Below are 15,195 nucleotides of genomic sequence, written 5' to 3' on the forward strand. Positions count from 1 at the left end.
GTCGTGAACTGCGGCGTGGTCAGGCCGCGGCCCGGACGGCGCCGGTCACGGCGTCTGCGGTGATCTCGTCGATCGCCACGTAGCCGCCACCGAGGTGTCCGGCCAGCGTACGGGCCAGGCCGAGACGGATCATGCCCTGCTCGCAGTCGACGACCACGCTGTCGACACCGCGGGTGCGCAGGCGGGCGGCGGCGGATGCGGAGCGTCCGACCGCGTCGGGACCGCTGGTGGCGCGGCCGTCGGTCAGGACCACGACCAACGGCCGGCGGCGAGGGTCGGTGTGTCGGGCACGTTCGACCAGTGCGGTGGCCTCGATCAGCCCCTCGGCCAGCGGGGTTCGGCCGCCGGTGGCCACCCCGGACAGGCCTCGCAGGGCGATGCTGACCGACCGGGTCGGCGGCACGACGACGGTGGCGCTCGACCCGCGGAGCACCACCACCGCGACGCGGTCGCGTCGCTGGTAGGAATCGCGTAGCAGTGCCGCGCACGCGCCGCTGACCGCGTCGAGTCGCCGACGTGCGGTCATCGACCCGGACAGGTCGACGGTGAACACCACCAGGTTGCCCTCACGACCGATGCGCACCGCTCCCCGCAGGTCCGCGGGCGTCACCCGCAGTCGTGGCCCGCCGCCGCGCTCACCGTGGCCGGCCGCTGCGGCCAGAACGGTGGCGTGCAGGTGGACACCGGAACCGTCGACCGACGTGGTCGATCCGACGGTGTGCCCGCGTCGGCTGCGTGCCGGGGAACGCCGACCGGGGTCGCCGTCACCGACGCCGGAGACCCGCAGGGTGCGGGTGACCGAGGCGGTCTGCGACAGGGCGAGGTTCGACGGCGATGGCCCGACCGGGATCGGGTCACGCCGCGAGTCCGCGTCGTCGGTGGGTGACGGGTCGGCCGAGCGGGCGGGTCCGTCGGCGGGCGACGAGCTCTCCGGGGCAGGCGATCCCGATCCCGGATCGTCGTCGGGACCGGGGTCGGTCGGGTCGTCGTCGGGGTCCCGACCGCCGTCATCGGGATCCGTCGGCCCACCACTGTCCCCGTCTGTGTCGCCGTCGCCGTCGTCGCGGTCGGTGTCCTGCTGGGCCGATTCGGCTGCGGAGTCCATGGCCGAGTCGAGGTCGTCGCGGCTCATGTCGGTGTCGTCGAAGGGATCTCGGCGGCGGCGATGCGGCAACGCGAGTTCCGCGGCGGCCCGGACGTCGGTCTCGTCGACCTCGTCGGCTCCGCGCCACGCGGCGTGGGCGCGGGCGGTGCGGGCGACGACGATGTCGCCACGCAGGCCGTCCACGTCGAGCTGGGTGCAGATGGCGGCGATGCGACGCATCTCCGACGTGGGCAGACGAACCGATCCGACGGCGGCCCGCGCGGTCGCGATCGATGCGGCGATCGACTCGTCGGAGGTACGCCAGCGGTCGGCGAACGCGGTCGGGTCGGCGTCGTAGTCCATCCGACGGGTGATGACCTCGACCCGGTCGTCGACGTCACGGGGTGCGGTGACCGCGACGGTCAGTCCGAACCGGTCGAGCAGCTGTGGGCGCAGCTCACCCTCTTCCGGGTTCATCGTGCCCACGAGGACGAAGCGGGAGGCGTAGCTGCGCGACACCGAGTCACGTTCGACGGTCACCCGTCCCATGGCGGCGGCATCGAGCAGGACATCGACGAGATGGTCGGCGAGCAGGTTCACCTCGTCGATGTAGAGCACGCCACCGTCGGCCGCCGACAGCAGCCCCGGCGTGAACGACGCGTCGCCGTCCCGCAGGACCTTCTGCACGTCGAGCGATCCGACGACGCGGTCCTCGGTGGCACCGATCGGGAGTTCGACGACGCGTCCGGCGGCGCCGGTCCGGTCGTCGGCGGGCAGCAGCGGCGCCAGTGCGCGCACGATCGTGGACTTGGCCGTGCCCTTCTCACCGCGGATGAGCACGCCACCGATCGACGGTGCGATCGCGCAGAGGATCAACGCGAGCTTGAGCGCGTCCTGACCAACCACCGCGGTGAACGGGTAGGGGGCGAGAGGACGGTCGGTGGGGTCGGGATCGGGGTGGGAGGAGTCGGTCACGAGGCCTGCCAGGGCTCCCCGCCGCCACGACGCATCGGCACATGCGGGATCCCGTCGAGCAGGTACTCGGGCCCCTCGGGCGCGAAACCGTGCTTGGCGTACATGTCCACCAGGTACGTCTGCGCGTCGATGCGGCAGGCGTGCGACCCGACCTCGGCCAGAGCGGTCCGCAGCAGTCGGGTGGTGTGCCCCTGTCCGCGGTGTCCGCGTTCGGTGCACAGCCGCCCGATGCGGAAGGACTTGCCGTCGTCGTGCTCCTCGAGCAGACGCAAGGTGCAGACGACCTCGCCCTCCTGCTGCAGCCAGAGGTGACGGGTGTCCTGGTCGAGGTCCCGTCCGTCGAGTTCGGCGTAGGGACAGGACTGTTCGACGACGAACACGTCCACCCGCAACTTCAGGATCTTGTACATCAGAGCGGTGTCGAGGTCCTGGGCCCAACTCCGGTGCAGGGTCGCGGTGGCAGTCATGTGGTTGTGACTATCACACGGGGGTGGGAGCCGCCACGCGGCGCTCGTCGTCGGCGACCGAGTCGTCGGCGGGGGTGCTCGACAGTTCCAGCACCTTCGAGGTCCAGTCCCACACCTCACGGAACAGCGACTCGTCGTCGGACAGCTTGTGACCGAACGACGGGATCATCTCGGCGAGGGTCGGCTTCCAGGCCTCGAAGTGCCGCGGGAAGCAGCGCTCTAGGACGTCGAGCATCGCGGGAACCGCGGTCGACGCACCGGGCGAGGCGCCCAGCAGGCCGGCCATCGTGCCGTCCTCGGAGTTGACCACGGCGGTGCCGAACTCGAGGGCGCCGCTCATGGCGCCGTTCTTGCGGATGACCTGGACACGCTGTCCGGCGGTGATGAGCTCCCAGTCGGCGCCGAGGGCGCGCGGGACGAACTCCTGCAGGGTCTTGACCCGGTCGTTCGAGTTGGCCGCGAGCTCGCTGATGAGGTACTTCAGCAGCCCGAACTCCTTGGGGGCGATGCTCGCGATCGGGAACGCGTTGAAGGGCGTCACCGACTTGAGCAGATCGAGGTTGCTGCCCTCCTTGAGGAACTTCGGCGACCAGCCCGCGTACGGGCCGAAGAGCAGACCCGGCTTGTGGTTGATGACACGGGTGTCGAGGTGCGGCACCGACATCGGCGGCGCACCGACCGCGGCGCGGCCGTAGACCTTCGCGTGGTGCTCGTCGATGAGTTCTGCGTTGGTGCAGCGGAAGAACGCGCCGCTGACCGGGAACCCACCGAACTGACGCGCCTCCTTGATGCCGGACTTCTGCAGCAGGTGGATGGCGCCACCGCCGGCGCCGACGAACACGAAGCCGGCGTGCACGGTGGTCTTCTGCTTGGTGCGCAGGTTGACGACCTTGACCATCCAGCTGCCGTCGGACTGCTTCTTCAGGTCGGTGACCGAGTGCCCGAAGTTGACGTTGCCGCCGTCGGCGACGGTGTTGAGCAGCTTCTGGGTCAGCGCGCCGAAGTCGACGTCGGTGCCGCCCTCGAACCAGTTCAACGCGACCGGGTCGGAGAAGTCACGACCGGTCGACATCAACGGCAGGCGCTTGGTGAACTCGGCCGGGTCGTCGATGTACTCCATGCCCTTGAACAGCGTCTGGCCGGCCAGCGCGTCGTACCGCTTGCGCAGGTAGTCCACCCCGTCGGCGCCGTGGGTGAAGCTCACGTGCGGGATGGGGTTGATGAACTCGCTGGGGTTGCTGAGGATGCCGTTCTCGATGGAATGCGCCCAGAACTGGCGCGACACCTGGAACTGCTCGTTGATCGTGATCGCCTTGGTGATGTCGACACCACCGTCGGCCGTCTGCGGGGTGTAGTTCAGCTCACACAGGGCGGAGTGCCCGGTACCCGCGTTGTTCCACGGATCGCTGCTCTCTGCCGCCGCCGCGTCGAGGCGCTCGAAGACACTGACCGACCAGTCGGGCTGCAGCGATCGGATGAGCACACCCAGGGTGGCGCTCATGATTCCTGCTCCGACCAGGACGACGTCGGTTTTGACGACCGCAGACGATGAAGACACTTGACGCTCAACTCCCTTGCCGTACTCCGGGCCGATTGGTCCGGGAACATCTCCGGTCCATTGTCCCCCATGAGAGCACCGATCGAAACGTCGGTGTGGGAAAGCGCACCGGCAGCTCAGTACAGTTGGGCGGTGGCTTCCACATCGCACACACCCGTGCCCCCCACCTCCGACACACCCCTCGCGGCCGGGTCCGCGCAGTGGGGTCCAGACCTGCTCGGCGACAGCTTCGAGGCCCTGACGATCGACCTCGGCGACGATCCCGACGGCGAGGCCCGGGTCGACGCGACGCTGGTGCGCCGTCGCCGGACCGCGACGCCCGCCGACACCGAGGGCGTACGACCGTCGGTGCTCTACGTCCACGGCTTCACCGATTACTTCTTCCAGGTCGCGCTCGCGGACGCCTTCGGCGAGGCCGGCTACGACTTCCACGCCCTCGACCTGCGCAAATGCGGCCGGTCGCTGCACGAGGGGCACACGCCGCACTACATCTCCGACCTCGCGCTCTACGACGCCGAACTCGACGCCGCCCTCGACGTCATCGACGCCGCGCACCCGGGGACGCCGATCGTGGTGGCCGCACACTCGACCGGCGGTCTGATCACACCTCTGTGGCTCGACCGCCTCCGGACCCGCGATCCGCAGCGACACAACCGGGTCACCGGCCTGGTGCTCAACAGTCCGTGGTTCGACCTGCAGGGGCCGCCCGGATTGCGCTCCTACGGAACGGTCTTCGTCAACGCTGTCGCGAAACTGGGCGGCCTGCGGGTGATCCCGCGCACACTGCCCGGCGGGTACGGGCAGAGTCTGCACTCCTCGGCCCACGGCGAGTGGGACTACGACCTCCGACTCAAGCCGCTGTCGGGGTTCCCGGTGACCTTCGGGTTCCTCTCCGCCGTGCGCCGTGGACACGCCCGTCTGCACCGCGGACTCGATGTCGGGGTGCCGTCGCTGGTGTTGCGGTCGGCGCGCAGTGCTCTCGGCGGCCCCTACCGACCGGCCGTCGACACCGCCGACAACGTCCTCGACACCGCCCAGATCGCCCGCTGGAGCGGATGCCTCGGCAACCGGGTGACCGCGGTCCCGATCGAGGGCGCACGCCATGACGTGTTCCTGTCCCGCGCACAACCCCGCGCCGCCGCCTACGCCGAGCTGTCCCGGTGGTTGTCGGAGAACACCCCCACACTGTCCACCCGCCGTGAGATCCACCCACCGAAGCCGGGCACCGTCCCGGCACGAGGAGCGCGCACATGACCGACGTAGACCTGGCCATCATCGGATCCGGCAGCGGGAACTCGATCCCCGATGATCGTTTCGACGACATGAGCATCGCGATGTTCGAGAAGGGCGTCTACGGCGGCACCTGCCTCAACGTCGGATGCATCCCGACCAAGATGTTCGTCTACGCCGCCGAGGTGGCGAAGACGATCACGGAGTCCGAGCGATACGGCGTCGACAGCCACATCGACGACGTGCGCTGGCGAGATGTCGTCGGCCGTGTCTTCGGTCGGATCGACCCCATCTCGGCGGGCGGGCTGTCCTACCGGGAGGACAAGTGCGACAACATCACCGTCTATCACTCACACGTCCGTTTCACCGGACGCACCGAGGACGGCCGCTACCGACTCCGGACCGACGACGGTGACGAGGTCACCGCGGGCAAGGTCGTCATCGCGGCGGGCTCGCGACCGGTGATCCCCGAGGCCATCTCCGAGGGCGGCGTGCCGTTCCACACCAACGACGACGTGATGCGACTCGCCGAGCTGCCGCGCCGACTGCTGATCGTCGGCGGCGGCTACATCGCGGCCGAGTTCGCCCACGTCTTCGGCTCTCTCGGCAGTGAGGTCACGATCGTGGCCCGCGGCGATCACCTGCTGCGCCACCTCGACGGCGACATCTCCGCTCGCTTCACCGAGATCGCGCAGAACACCTGGGACGTGCGTCTGAACGCCACGGTGGCCGGGGCTCGTACGGGCACCGACGGCACCGTCGAACTCGAGCTGTCCGACTCCACGACGCTCGTCGGCGATGCACTGCTGGTCGCCACCGGTCGCCAACCCAACGGCGATGGGCTCGATCTCGACACCATCGGGGTGTCGCTCGACGAACAGGGCCGCGTCGAGTGCGACGAGTTCGGCCGCACGGCCGCCGAGAACGTCTGGACCCTCGGCGACGTCAGCTCGCCGTACCAGCTCAAGCACGTCGCCAACCACGAGGCCCGCAAGGTCCAGGCAAACCTGCTGCGCTCCTGGGACTCCGACGAACTCGACGCGTTCGACCACCGCTTCGTCCCGGCCGCGGTCTTCACCCACCCGCAGATCGCGTCGGTGGGTCTCACCGAGTCGGAGGCACGTGAGCAGGGCATCGACATCACGGTCAAGGTGCAGGACTACGGCGACGTCGCCTACGGCTGGGCCATGGAGGACAAGACCGGTCTGTGCAAGGTCATCGCCGAGCGCGGTACCGGCCGACTCCTCGGCGCCCACATCATCGGGCCGCAGGCGCCGACGGTCATCCAGCCCGTCATCCAGGCTCTGCACTTCGGGCTCGACGCGACGTCGATGGCCACGGGCCAGTACTGGATTCACCCGGGAATGCCCGAGGTCCTGGAGAACGCGCTGCTGGGCCTCGACATCTGACCGCCCCGGCCGGGTTTGACGGTTGATTCGACAGACATCAATATAGACGGATGTCGAATCAATCATCGTCGTCCGAGGACGGGTGTTGCCCCACCCCGGTGATCACCGAGGCCGTCTCCGCTGACGCCGCCGCCGGTCTCGCGCGGATGTTCAAGGCACTCGGCGACCCCGTGCGCCTCCGGCTGCTGAGCCTGGTGTCCGGGCACGAGGGCGGCGAGGCGTGCGTCTGTGACATCTCCGGATCGTTCGACCTGTCGCAACCGACCATCTCCCACCACCTCAAGGTGTTGCGCGAGGCGGGACTGCTCGAGTCCGAGCGACGCGGCACCTGGGTCTACCACCGCGTGGCGCCGGCCGCGGTGGCGCAACTCGCGTACGTGCTGCAGGTCGCCGCACCGACCACGAGCGTTGCGGCCGCGTTCGCGTGAGCGCTACGACCGACTCCCGCGACGGATCGGCGGTGGTGGGCAGGCTCTCGACCCTGGACCGGTTCCTGCCGGTGTGGATCGGCGTCGCGATGGTCGTCGGGTTGCTGCTCGGCCGGGCCGTACCGGGGCTCGACGACGCGCTGTCGACGATCTCGGTCGACGGCGTCTCCCTGCCGATCGCGATCGGGTTGCTGATCATGATGTACCCGGTGTTGGCCAAGGTCCGCTACGACCGCCTCGACGCGGTCACCGGCGACCGGAAGCTCCTGCTCGGCTCGCTGGCGCTGAACTGGGTCCTCGGCCCGGCGCTGATGTTCGCGTTGGCCTGGCTGTTCTTGCCCGACCTGCCGGAGTACCGCACCGGACTGATCATCGTCGGCCTCGCCCGCTGCATCGCGATGGTGATCATCTGGAACGACCTGGCCTGCGGGGACCGTGAGGCGGCCGCGGTCCTGGTCGCGATCAACTCGGTGTTCCAGGTCGTGATGTTCGCGGTGCTGGGCTGGTTCTATCTGTCGGTCCTGCCGGGCTGGTTGGGCTTGGCGCAGACCGAGATCTCGACCTCACCATGGCAGATCGCGAAGTCGGTCCTGATCTTCCTCGGTATCCCGCTCGTCGCCGGGTTCGCGTCGCGATTCCTCGGCGAGAGAGCCAGGGGCCGGGACTGGTACGAGACGACGTTCGTCCCCCGCATCGGCCCGTGGGCGCTCTACGGGCTGCTGTTCACGATCGTCGTCCTGTTCGCGCTGCAGGGTGACCAGATCACTTCCCGTCCGCTCGACGTCGTCCGCATCGCGCTCCCCCTGCTCGTCTACTTCGCCGTCATGTGGGGCGGCGGCTATGCGTTCGGCGCCGCCATGGGACTCGGCTACGAGCGGACGACGACCCTGGCGTTCACGGCGGCGGGCAACAACTTCGAGCTGGCCATCGCCGTCGCCATCGCGACGTACGGGGCGACGTCCGGACAGGCACTGGCCGGCGTCGTCGGCCCGCTCATCGAGGTCCCGGTGCTCGTGGGCCTGGTCTATGTGTCGCTCGCGCTGCGTCGGCGCTTCGCCGACACCGTGGACCGACGATGACCGAGCATGCGGTTCCGACCCGGTCGATCCTGTTCGTCTGCGCGAAGAACGCGGGCAAGTCGCAGATGGCCGCGGGACTCATGCGCGCGGCCGTCGGCGACACCGTCGAGATCCACTCGGCGGGGACGCGGCCGGGAAAGGCACTCAACGCGATGTCGGTGGCCGCTCTGCGTGAGGTCGGCGTCGATGTCGGCGGGGAACATCCGAAGCCGACGGACCCCGACCTCGCCGGGCGGATGACCCACGTGATCGTCCTCGGTCGCGAGGCGCGCTTCGACCCCGGCCCCGGCCCGATCGTCGAGACCTGGGACACCGACGAGCCGTCGGATCGCGGGATCGAGGGTGCGGAGCGGATGCGCCTGATCCGCGACGACATAGCTGCCCGAGTGGATGATCTGGTCGCGCGCCTGAACGCCTCTGCGGCGCAGCGTCCGGTCTAGCGGTCGCGTTGCTCGCGGGCGATGCGGCGCTGCTGCTCGGCGCGTTCACGCGCCTGGGCCGAGAACAGGGCGGCCTGCGTGTCGACGTCCATCGCCGGGGCCGAACCCGTTGTCGCACGGGGCTTCTCGGTCCCGCCTTCCTGCGCCTCGTCCTTGTGCGCCTCGTCCTTCTGGGGACGTCCGAGGGCGATCCACGCGATGGGCCCGACCAGCGGCAGCGCCATCGACAGCAACGCCCACACCGGTTTCGGGACGCCGCGCACCGTGCGGCCGTCGGTGAACACGATGTCGACCAGCACGACCACGATGATGAGGACATAGATCACGGCCACGAACGGCATCGCGACCTCCTCTCGTCGTTCGGTTCGGTGACGCCGCGGATCAGAACACCGCGGATCGCAACGCGATCTCACTGGCGAGTGCGGGCGCGGCGTTCTGCGGGATCCAGTGGTCGACGCCGGGCAGCTCACAGAAACGGTAGTCGGCGTAGACGAATCGAGAGCTGGCCTCGGCCTGCTCACGACCCAGCGCGGTGTCCCCGTCGCTCCACACCATCGTGGTGGGGACCTCCACGGGCGCGCAGGCCATGTTCGCGGCGATGTCGCCGCTGAAGTTGGCCCGGTACCAGTTGGTCGCGCCGGTCAGCCCGGCCCGCTCGAGCAGTGGCGCGCAGGAGTCGTCGGGCAGCAGGCCGCGCAGGAACGCGGCGTCGTCGGCGAGCAGTCGGTCCTCCGAGGCGGGATCGATCAGCATCGGGATGTAGGAGGAACGCTCGCGTTGGTCGGTGCTCTGCGAGAGCGCCCCGGCGATGGCGGACGGGTGCCCCACGCTGACGGCGACGAGCCCGGTGAGGCGGCCGGGGTGTCGACCGGCCAGGTGCCAGGCGACGATCGCACCCCAGTCGTGGCCCACGACCAACGCGTAGTTGATGCCGAGCCCGTCGAGGATGCCCACCGCATCGGACACCAGGTGCTCGATGCGGTAGTCCTCGACGTTCGGCGGCCGCGCACCCGGCGAGTACCCGCGCTGATCGGGGACCACGGTGCGCAGGCCGGACTCGTGCAGCCGGGGGACGATCTGGTCGAAGCAGGTTCCGCTGCTGGGGAACCCGTGCAGCAGCAGGACTACGGGACCGTTCGCGGGGCCACCGACCCGGACGGTGAACTCGAGGTCGCCGACGGCGACGGTCGTGGTGTCGACATTCATCCACATCAGCTTACGTGCGCTGCTCGCCCCGGCCACCGGCTTCGAGGGTGATGCCGACCGTGGGCAGGTCATCCGGAGCGCCCGACTCGATGAGCGCGATGATCGCGGGCATGTCGAGGTGATCGTCGACGAGGTCGGCCATCCGGTCGATCTGCGCCATGCGGATCGCGGTGAAGTCGGTGTCGGGTGCGACGACGAAACCGGTCTTGCCTGCCGCGTGCGCCGCGTCGCGCAGCACATCCCGACGGACACCGTCGTTGGCGAGCAGTCCGTGCCAGTGGGTTCCACGGATCGTACCCGCGATCGTGCCCTCGGGACCGTGCTCGTCGTCGAGGACCCATGGGGCCTCGGTCGTGGCGGTCACCTGGCCGTGGTGGATCTCATACCCCTGCGCGCGGTGTCCCCCACAGCTGCCGCTCACCGGGCGCACCGTCTTCTCCGACGCGAACTCGACACGCAGGTCCAGGATCCCCAGCCCGTCGACGTCACCGGACCCCGCCGACGTCGACTCGACCTCGTCGAGGATCGTCGTCCCGAGCATCTGGTAGCCCCCGCAGACGCCGATGATCGCCTGGCCGCGTCCGGCCCGCTCGGTCAGCGCGCGATCGAGTCCCCGCTCCCGCAGCCAGGCGAGGTCGGAGACGGTCGCGCGGGTGCCCGGCAGGATGACGAGGTCGGCGCCGGCGACACTGGCGATGTCGGCGACCCAGCGCACGTCGACGCCCGGTTCGCAGGCCAACGCCTCGAGGTCGGTCGAGTTCGACAGGCGTGGGAGTCGGATGGCGGCGACGGACAACCGGTCCGCCCCGATCCCGGGCGTCGACAGCCCGAGGGTGCGTCCGATCGGCGACGACAGCGAGTCCTCGGCGTCGAGCCACAGGTCGGGCTCGTAGGGCACCACACCCAGGGTGGGCCGGCCGGAGAGGGCTCGGAGCTGGTCGAGTCCGGGGTCGAGGATCGACTGCGCCCCACGGAACTTGTTGACCACGAACCCCGCCACCCGGGACTGGTCCTGCGCACCGAGCGCCGCGACGGTCCCGAGCAGATGCGCCAGCACTCCCCCGCGGTCGATGTCGCCGACCACGACGACGGGGATGTCGGCCGCCTGGGCCAGCCCCATGTTCGCGATGTCGGATTCCCGGAGGTTGATCTCGGCGATCGACCCGGCACCCTCGCAGATCACGACGTCGAAATCCGCACGCAGCGATGCCAGTTCGGCGTCGACGATCTCCGCGAGGGCCACCCGACGGCTGTGGTAGTCGGTCGCGGAGATCCATCCGTCGGGCCGGCCGCACACCACGACCTGCGAGCGGCGGTCGCTACCGGGTTTGAGCAAAACCGGGTTGAAACGCGTGGACGGTTCGAGTCCACACGCCAACGCCTGCATGCCCTGCGCCCGGCCGATCTCGCCGCCGTCGACGGTGACCACCGAGTTGTTGGACATGTTCTGTGCCTTGAAGGGCGCCACCCGGACCCCGCGGCGGTGCAGTGCGCGGCACAGTCCGGCGACCAGCAGGCTCTTGCCCGCGTCGGAACTCGTGCCGCCGATTAGCAGCGCGCCTCGCACGCCGGTCTACTGGGCCGTGGCAGAGGTGGGAGGAAGGGTGAGGACCTCGACGCCGTCATCGGTGACGACCAGCGTGTGCTCGAACTGTGCTGTCCACCTGCGGTCCCGTGTCACCACGGTCCAGCCGTCATCCCAGGTGTCCCAGGCCAGCGACCCCAGGTTGATCATGGGTTCGATGGTGAAGACCATGCCCGGCTCGAGCACGGTGTCGACGTTGGGCTGGTCGTAGTGCAGAACGACGAGGCCGTTGTGGAAGGTCTCGCCGATGCCGTGTCCGGTGAAGTCGCGGACCACGTTGTAGCCGAACCGATGTGCGTACGACTCGATGACCCGGCCGACGACGTTGAGCTCGCGTCCGGCCCGGCACGCCTTGATCGCTCGCATGGTCGCGGTGTGGGTGCGCTCGACCAGGTCGGCCACCTCCTGCGCGACGTCGCCCGCGAGATAGGTGGCGTTGGTGTCGCCGTGCACGCCGTCGATGTAGGCGGTGACGTCGATGTTGACGATGTCCCCGTCCTGGATGACGGTCGAGTCCGGGATCCCGTGGCAGATCACCTCGTTCAGCGAGGTGCAGCACGACTTGGGGAACCCGCGGTAGCCGAGCGTCGAGGGGTAGGCGCCGTGATCGATCATGTACTCGTGCGCGATCCGGTCGAGCGCGTCGGTGGTGACACCGGGTCGGACCGCCTTGCCCGCCTCGGCGAGGGCGTCGGCCGCGATCCGGCCGGCGACGCGCATCTTCTCGATGGTCTCCGGCGTCTGCACCCAGGGCTCGTGCCCCTCGTTCGCGCTCGGCTTCCAGACGTATTCCGGGCGCGGTATCGACGACGGGACGGCCAACGTCGGCGAGACGACACCCGGCTCCAGAGCTGTACGTACAGACATCCATCCACCATATCCGTTCGCGGGGATGCGCTCGTCGCCCCGCGAGCGGGCGAGGATCAGTCCAGGAAGTCCGGCGGGAGGGCGGTGAAGAAGTCGCGGGTCACGCCGACGGCGTTGTCCGAACTCGCGCCGAGCACGACGAGGGTTGCGAAGGCGAGGTCGCCGCGGTAGCCGGCGAACCAGGCGTGCGATCCGCCCGGGACCTCGGCCTCACCGGTCTTGCCGAACACCTCGCCCTGATCCTTGATCCGGTCGGCGGTGCCGTCGACGATCACCTCGCGCATCATCGGCCGCAGTTGCCGGACGACGGCCGGGTCGATGTCGGGGTGCGGGCCGGACACCGTGGTGGCCCGGTCGAGGATCAGCTGCGGCACCGGTGTCGATCCGTGGGCGACGGTGGCCGCGACCATGGCGAGCCCGAACGGACTGGTGAGGACCTTGCCCTGCCCGAAACCGTCCTCGGTGCGGGCGATCAGCGCCGGCTCGATCGGCACCGAGCCCGAGTCGACCGGGATCCCCGGGACGTCGAACTTGGTTCCGATGCCCATGCGGGCGGCGGCGTTGGCCAGGTCGGACGGGCCCATCTCGCTGGCGAGCTTGGCGAAGGTCGTGTTGCACGACCGGGCGAACGCCTTCTGCATCGTGACGTCGCCGAGGGAGAAGTTGTCGTAGTTCGGGATGGTGCGCTCGCCGATGGTCACCTCGCCGGGGCATCCGACGACGGTCTGCGGCTTCGACAACCCCGTCGCGATCGCCGCGGCCGAGGTGACCATCTTGAACGTCGACCCGGGCGGGTAGAGACCCATCGTGGCCAGCGGACCGACCTTGTCGGCCAACGCATTCTGAGCGACGGCCAGCAGGCGGCCGGTCGAGGGTTGGATGACCACCATCATGGTCTGGAAGCGCGACGCGGCGTTGACCGCGCGCTGGGCGGCCTCCTGCACGCTGCGCGAGAGGCTGATGTCGACCGACGGCGACGGTGCCGGATCGACCTCGGCCAGCACGCCGGCGGTGGCACCGTTGGGGTTGAGGGAGAGCACCCGCCACCCGGCCTTGCCCTCGAGATCGGTCGCCACCTGCTTCTTGACCTGCCCCACCAGGTCCGGCGCGAACGTCGGATCGGTGGGCACCAGGTCCGCCTGATCCGACGTCGTCGCCCCTGGTACGGCCGCGAGGAGGTCGCTGACCTGGTCGTACTGGCCGCGGTTGATGGTGGCGACGACGTAGTTCCCCGAGACCGCCGTCGCGCCCTCCGCGATGGCCTGCGCACTGAGTCCGGGAGTGAACCGTCCGAGGATGGCCGCGAGTTGGGTGGCGGCGTCGGAGACCGAGCCGGTCGTCGCCGCGGAGGCCGCGTCGAGCCCGACCCGCATCACCGTGCCCGGTTCGAGCACCGTCGAACCGTCGCTCTCGTTGACCGACCCGACCGGGGCGGGGACGTCCTGCAGCGACATCTGCTGTGTCGCACCCAGTTCGGGATGGATGTCGGTGGAGTCCCACCGCACCTGCCAACCGGAGTCGGTGCGGGACATGGCCAGCTTCGCGTCGTAACGCCACGTCTGCTTGCGCGGCAGCGCCCACTGGTAGGTCACGTCCACGGTGGCGGTGTCGCCGGTCACCTGGGACCGGCCGGTGGTCGCGGTCATACCGGTGGCCCGCAGGCCGGAGAAAGCAGCGTCGATGTCGGTGGCGGCGCGCTGCGGGGAATCGGTGCGGCGTGCGGCCTCGTCGGTGCGGTGCGCGCCGAAGACGGAGAGGAAGTTCCCGGCCGCGGCGCGCGGTCCGTCGTCATCGCCGCTCGTACACGCCGTCCCGGCCACGACGACGACTCCGACGACCGCGAGCGACACCAGGTGTCGCGTCGCCTTCCGATCCACTCTCATCGGGTCCGATACTAGGTCGGCGCACCCCGTCCGCCGCCGCGCCACGCAGCACGTTCTCCTGAGAATTCACCGAGGAATCCCGGGCGCGCCGGCGGAGGGTGACTCAGTCCACCAGGACGGTGGCGAACCGACCGACCTCGCGGAAACCGACCCGCTCGTAGGCCTGGCGTGCCGGATGATTGAAGCCGTTGACGTAGAGGCTCGACATGCGCCCCTCGGCGGCGATGGCGGCGACCACCGAGGCGGTTCCCGCGGCACCGAGGCCGTGACCGCGTCGTTCGGGCGAGACCCAGACCCCCTGGATCTGACCCACCCGCCGCGACATCGAGCCCACCTCGGCCTTGAACACGACCACGCCGTCCTCGAAGCGGGCGAAGGCGCGTCCGGCGCTGATCAGTGCGGCGATCCGACGCCGGTAGGACCGTCCGCCGTCTCCGGCACACGGGTCGACACCCACCTCGCCGACGAACATCTCGATGGCCGCGGGCAGGTACGCGTCGATCTCATCGAGTCGGACCCGTCGGACGTCCGGGTCGGGACGCAGCTCAGGCGGCCCCGACATCGCCAGCAGCGGTTGATCGTCACGGATCTCGCGGGCGGGGCCCCAGTGCACGGTGGCACGTTCCCAGAACGGGATCACGTGCTGTGCGCGGCCGACCACCGACGAGCACAGACGCGGATTGCGTACCGCTCGGGCGGCGAACGCCGCGATGTCCTCGTCGTCGCCGAGCATCGGGATCAGGTTCGCGCCGGAGAAACACAGGGCCGACGCGGGGTCGCCATTGCTCCACAGCTCGCCGCCGAGCATCCGGGGACTGATCCCCTGTTCCTCGACGCGCGCCGCCACCATGCACATGCCGACCGGGTCGAGTTCGAGCGCGTGTGCGACCGCCTCGGCGTCTCGCGCGCCGAGGGGCTTGTCGCCCAGCAGCTTCAGCACGGTTGCTCCCGGCTCGGAGGGTGTGGCGCAACCCGTCGGGCGAC

The 15,195-nt window shown here is 69.7% G+C and carries 14 protein-coding genes; 5 read left to right on the forward strand and 9 right to left on the reverse strand.

Going from position 1 to position 15,195, the window contains the following annotated elements:
- Nucleotides 1-19: 19 nt before the first annotated feature.
- Genes LX13_RS22110 through mqo form a run of 3 tightly spaced genes read right to left on the reverse strand, consistent with a single transcriptional unit; the run spans nucleotide 20 to nucleotide 4,084 of the window.
- The gene (locus tag LX13_RS22110; RefSeq protein ID WP_253663444.1) at nucleotides 20-2,059 is read right to left on the reverse strand and encodes a VWA domain-containing protein; all 2,040 of its coding nucleotides are present in this window, start codon (nucleotides 2,057-2,059) and stop codon (nucleotides 20-22) included.
- On the reverse strand, nucleotides 2,056-2,526 hold the full coding sequence (locus LX13_RS22115; RefSeq protein ID WP_253663445.1) for a GNAT family N-acetyltransferase: 471 nt from the start codon (nucleotides 2,524-2,526) through the stop codon (nucleotides 2,056-2,058). The genes LX13_RS22110 and LX13_RS22115 overlap by 4 nt, the downstream gene beginning before the upstream one ends.
- 13 nt (nucleotides 2,527-2,539) lie before the next feature.
- Nucleotides 2,540-4,084: a malate dehydrogenase (quinone) gene (gene mqo / locus LX13_RS22120; protein ID WP_308214781.1), complete on the reverse strand. Its 1,545-nt coding sequence runs from the start codon at nucleotides 4,082-4,084 to the stop codon at nucleotides 2,540-2,542.
- Nucleotides 4,085-4,216: 132 nt separating this feature from the next.
- Between mqo and LX13_RS22125 the strand changes: the two genes are divergently transcribed.
- Genes LX13_RS22125 through LX13_RS22145 form a run of 5 tightly spaced genes read left to right on the forward strand, consistent with a single transcriptional unit; the run spans nucleotide 4,217 to nucleotide 8,670 of the window.
- Nucleotides 4,217-5,338 carry an alpha/beta hydrolase gene (locus LX13_RS22125; protein WP_372499995.1) on the forward strand — a complete coding sequence of 374 codons (1,122 nt, stop codon included), beginning with the start codon at nucleotides 4,217-4,219 and terminating at the stop codon, nucleotides 5,336-5,338.
- Complete coding sequence (gene mtr, locus LX13_RS22130; protein ID WP_253663447.1) at nucleotides 5,335-6,723, forward strand: mycothione reductase; 1,389 nt, start codon at nucleotides 5,335-5,337, stop codon at nucleotides 6,721-6,723. The genes LX13_RS22125 and mtr overlap by 4 nt, the downstream gene beginning before the upstream one ends.
- A 50-nt stretch (nucleotides 6,724-6,773) precedes the next feature.
- Nucleotides 6,774-7,151: an ArsR/SmtB family transcription factor gene (locus LX13_RS22135; RefSeq protein WP_253663448.1), complete on the forward strand. Its 378-nt coding sequence runs from the start codon at nucleotides 6,774-6,776 to the stop codon at nucleotides 7,149-7,151.
- The gene (gene arsB / locus LX13_RS22140) at nucleotides 7,148-8,230 is read left to right on the forward strand and encodes an ACR3 family arsenite efflux transporter (RefSeq protein ID WP_308214782.1); all 1,083 of its coding nucleotides are present in this window, start codon (nucleotides 7,148-7,150) and stop codon (nucleotides 8,228-8,230) included. The genes LX13_RS22135 and arsB overlap by 4 nt, the downstream gene beginning before the upstream one ends.
- Nucleotides 8,227-8,670: an arsenate-mycothiol transferase ArsC gene (locus LX13_RS22145; protein ID WP_253663449.1), complete on the forward strand. Its 444-nt coding sequence runs from the start codon at nucleotides 8,227-8,229 to the stop codon at nucleotides 8,668-8,670. Before arsB ends, LX13_RS22145 begins: the two co-directional genes overlap by 4 nt.
- On the opposite strand, the gene LX13_RS22150 is transcribed toward LX13_RS22145, so the two are convergent.
- The 6 genes from LX13_RS22150 to LX13_RS22175 form a co-directional block, all read right to left on the reverse strand.
- The gene (locus LX13_RS22150; protein ID WP_253663450.1) at nucleotides 8,667-9,011 is read right to left on the reverse strand and encodes a PLD nuclease N-terminal domain-containing protein; all 345 of its coding nucleotides are present in this window, start codon (nucleotides 9,009-9,011) and stop codon (nucleotides 8,667-8,669) included. The two genes, LX13_RS22145 and LX13_RS22150, sit on opposite strands and share 4 nt — an antisense overlap.
- Nucleotides 9,012-9,051: 40 nt before the next feature.
- Nucleotides 9,052-9,876, reverse strand: coding sequence for an alpha/beta fold hydrolase (locus LX13_RS22155; RefSeq protein ID WP_253663451.1), 825 nt, complete (start codon nucleotides 9,874-9,876; stop codon nucleotides 9,052-9,054).
- 10 nt (nucleotides 9,877-9,886) lie between these two features.
- Nucleotides 9,887-11,443 carry a cobyric acid synthase gene (locus LX13_RS22160; RefSeq protein ID WP_253663452.1) on the reverse strand — a complete coding sequence of 519 codons (1,557 nt, stop codon included), beginning with the start codon at nucleotides 11,441-11,443 and terminating at the stop codon, nucleotides 9,887-9,889.
- A 6-nt stretch (nucleotides 11,444-11,449) separates the two neighbouring features.
- Nucleotides 11,450-12,328 carry a type I methionyl aminopeptidase gene (gene map, locus LX13_RS22165; RefSeq protein ID WP_253663453.1) on the reverse strand — a complete coding sequence of 293 codons (879 nt, stop codon included), beginning with the start codon at nucleotides 12,326-12,328 and terminating at the stop codon, nucleotides 11,450-11,452.
- A 56-nt stretch (nucleotides 12,329-12,384) separates the two neighbouring features.
- Nucleotides 12,385-14,211, reverse strand: a complete 1,827-nt coding sequence (locus LX13_RS22170; protein WP_253663454.1) for a penicillin-binding transpeptidase domain-containing protein — start codon at nucleotides 14,209-14,211, stop codon at nucleotides 12,385-12,387.
- A gap of 103 nt (nucleotides 14,212-14,314) precedes the next feature.
- A complete protein-coding gene (locus tag LX13_RS22175) occupies nucleotides 14,315-15,151 on the reverse strand; it encodes a GNAT family N-acetyltransferase (RefSeq protein ID WP_253663455.1) in 837 nt (278 codons plus the stop codon).
- Nucleotides 15,152-15,195 lie beyond the last annotated feature (44 nt).

Source organism: Williamsia maris, assembly GCF_024171815.1.
In the GTDB taxonomy this organism is placed as follows: domain Bacteria; phylum Actinomycetota; class Actinomycetes; order Mycobacteriales; family Mycobacteriaceae; genus Williamsia_A; species Williamsia_A maris.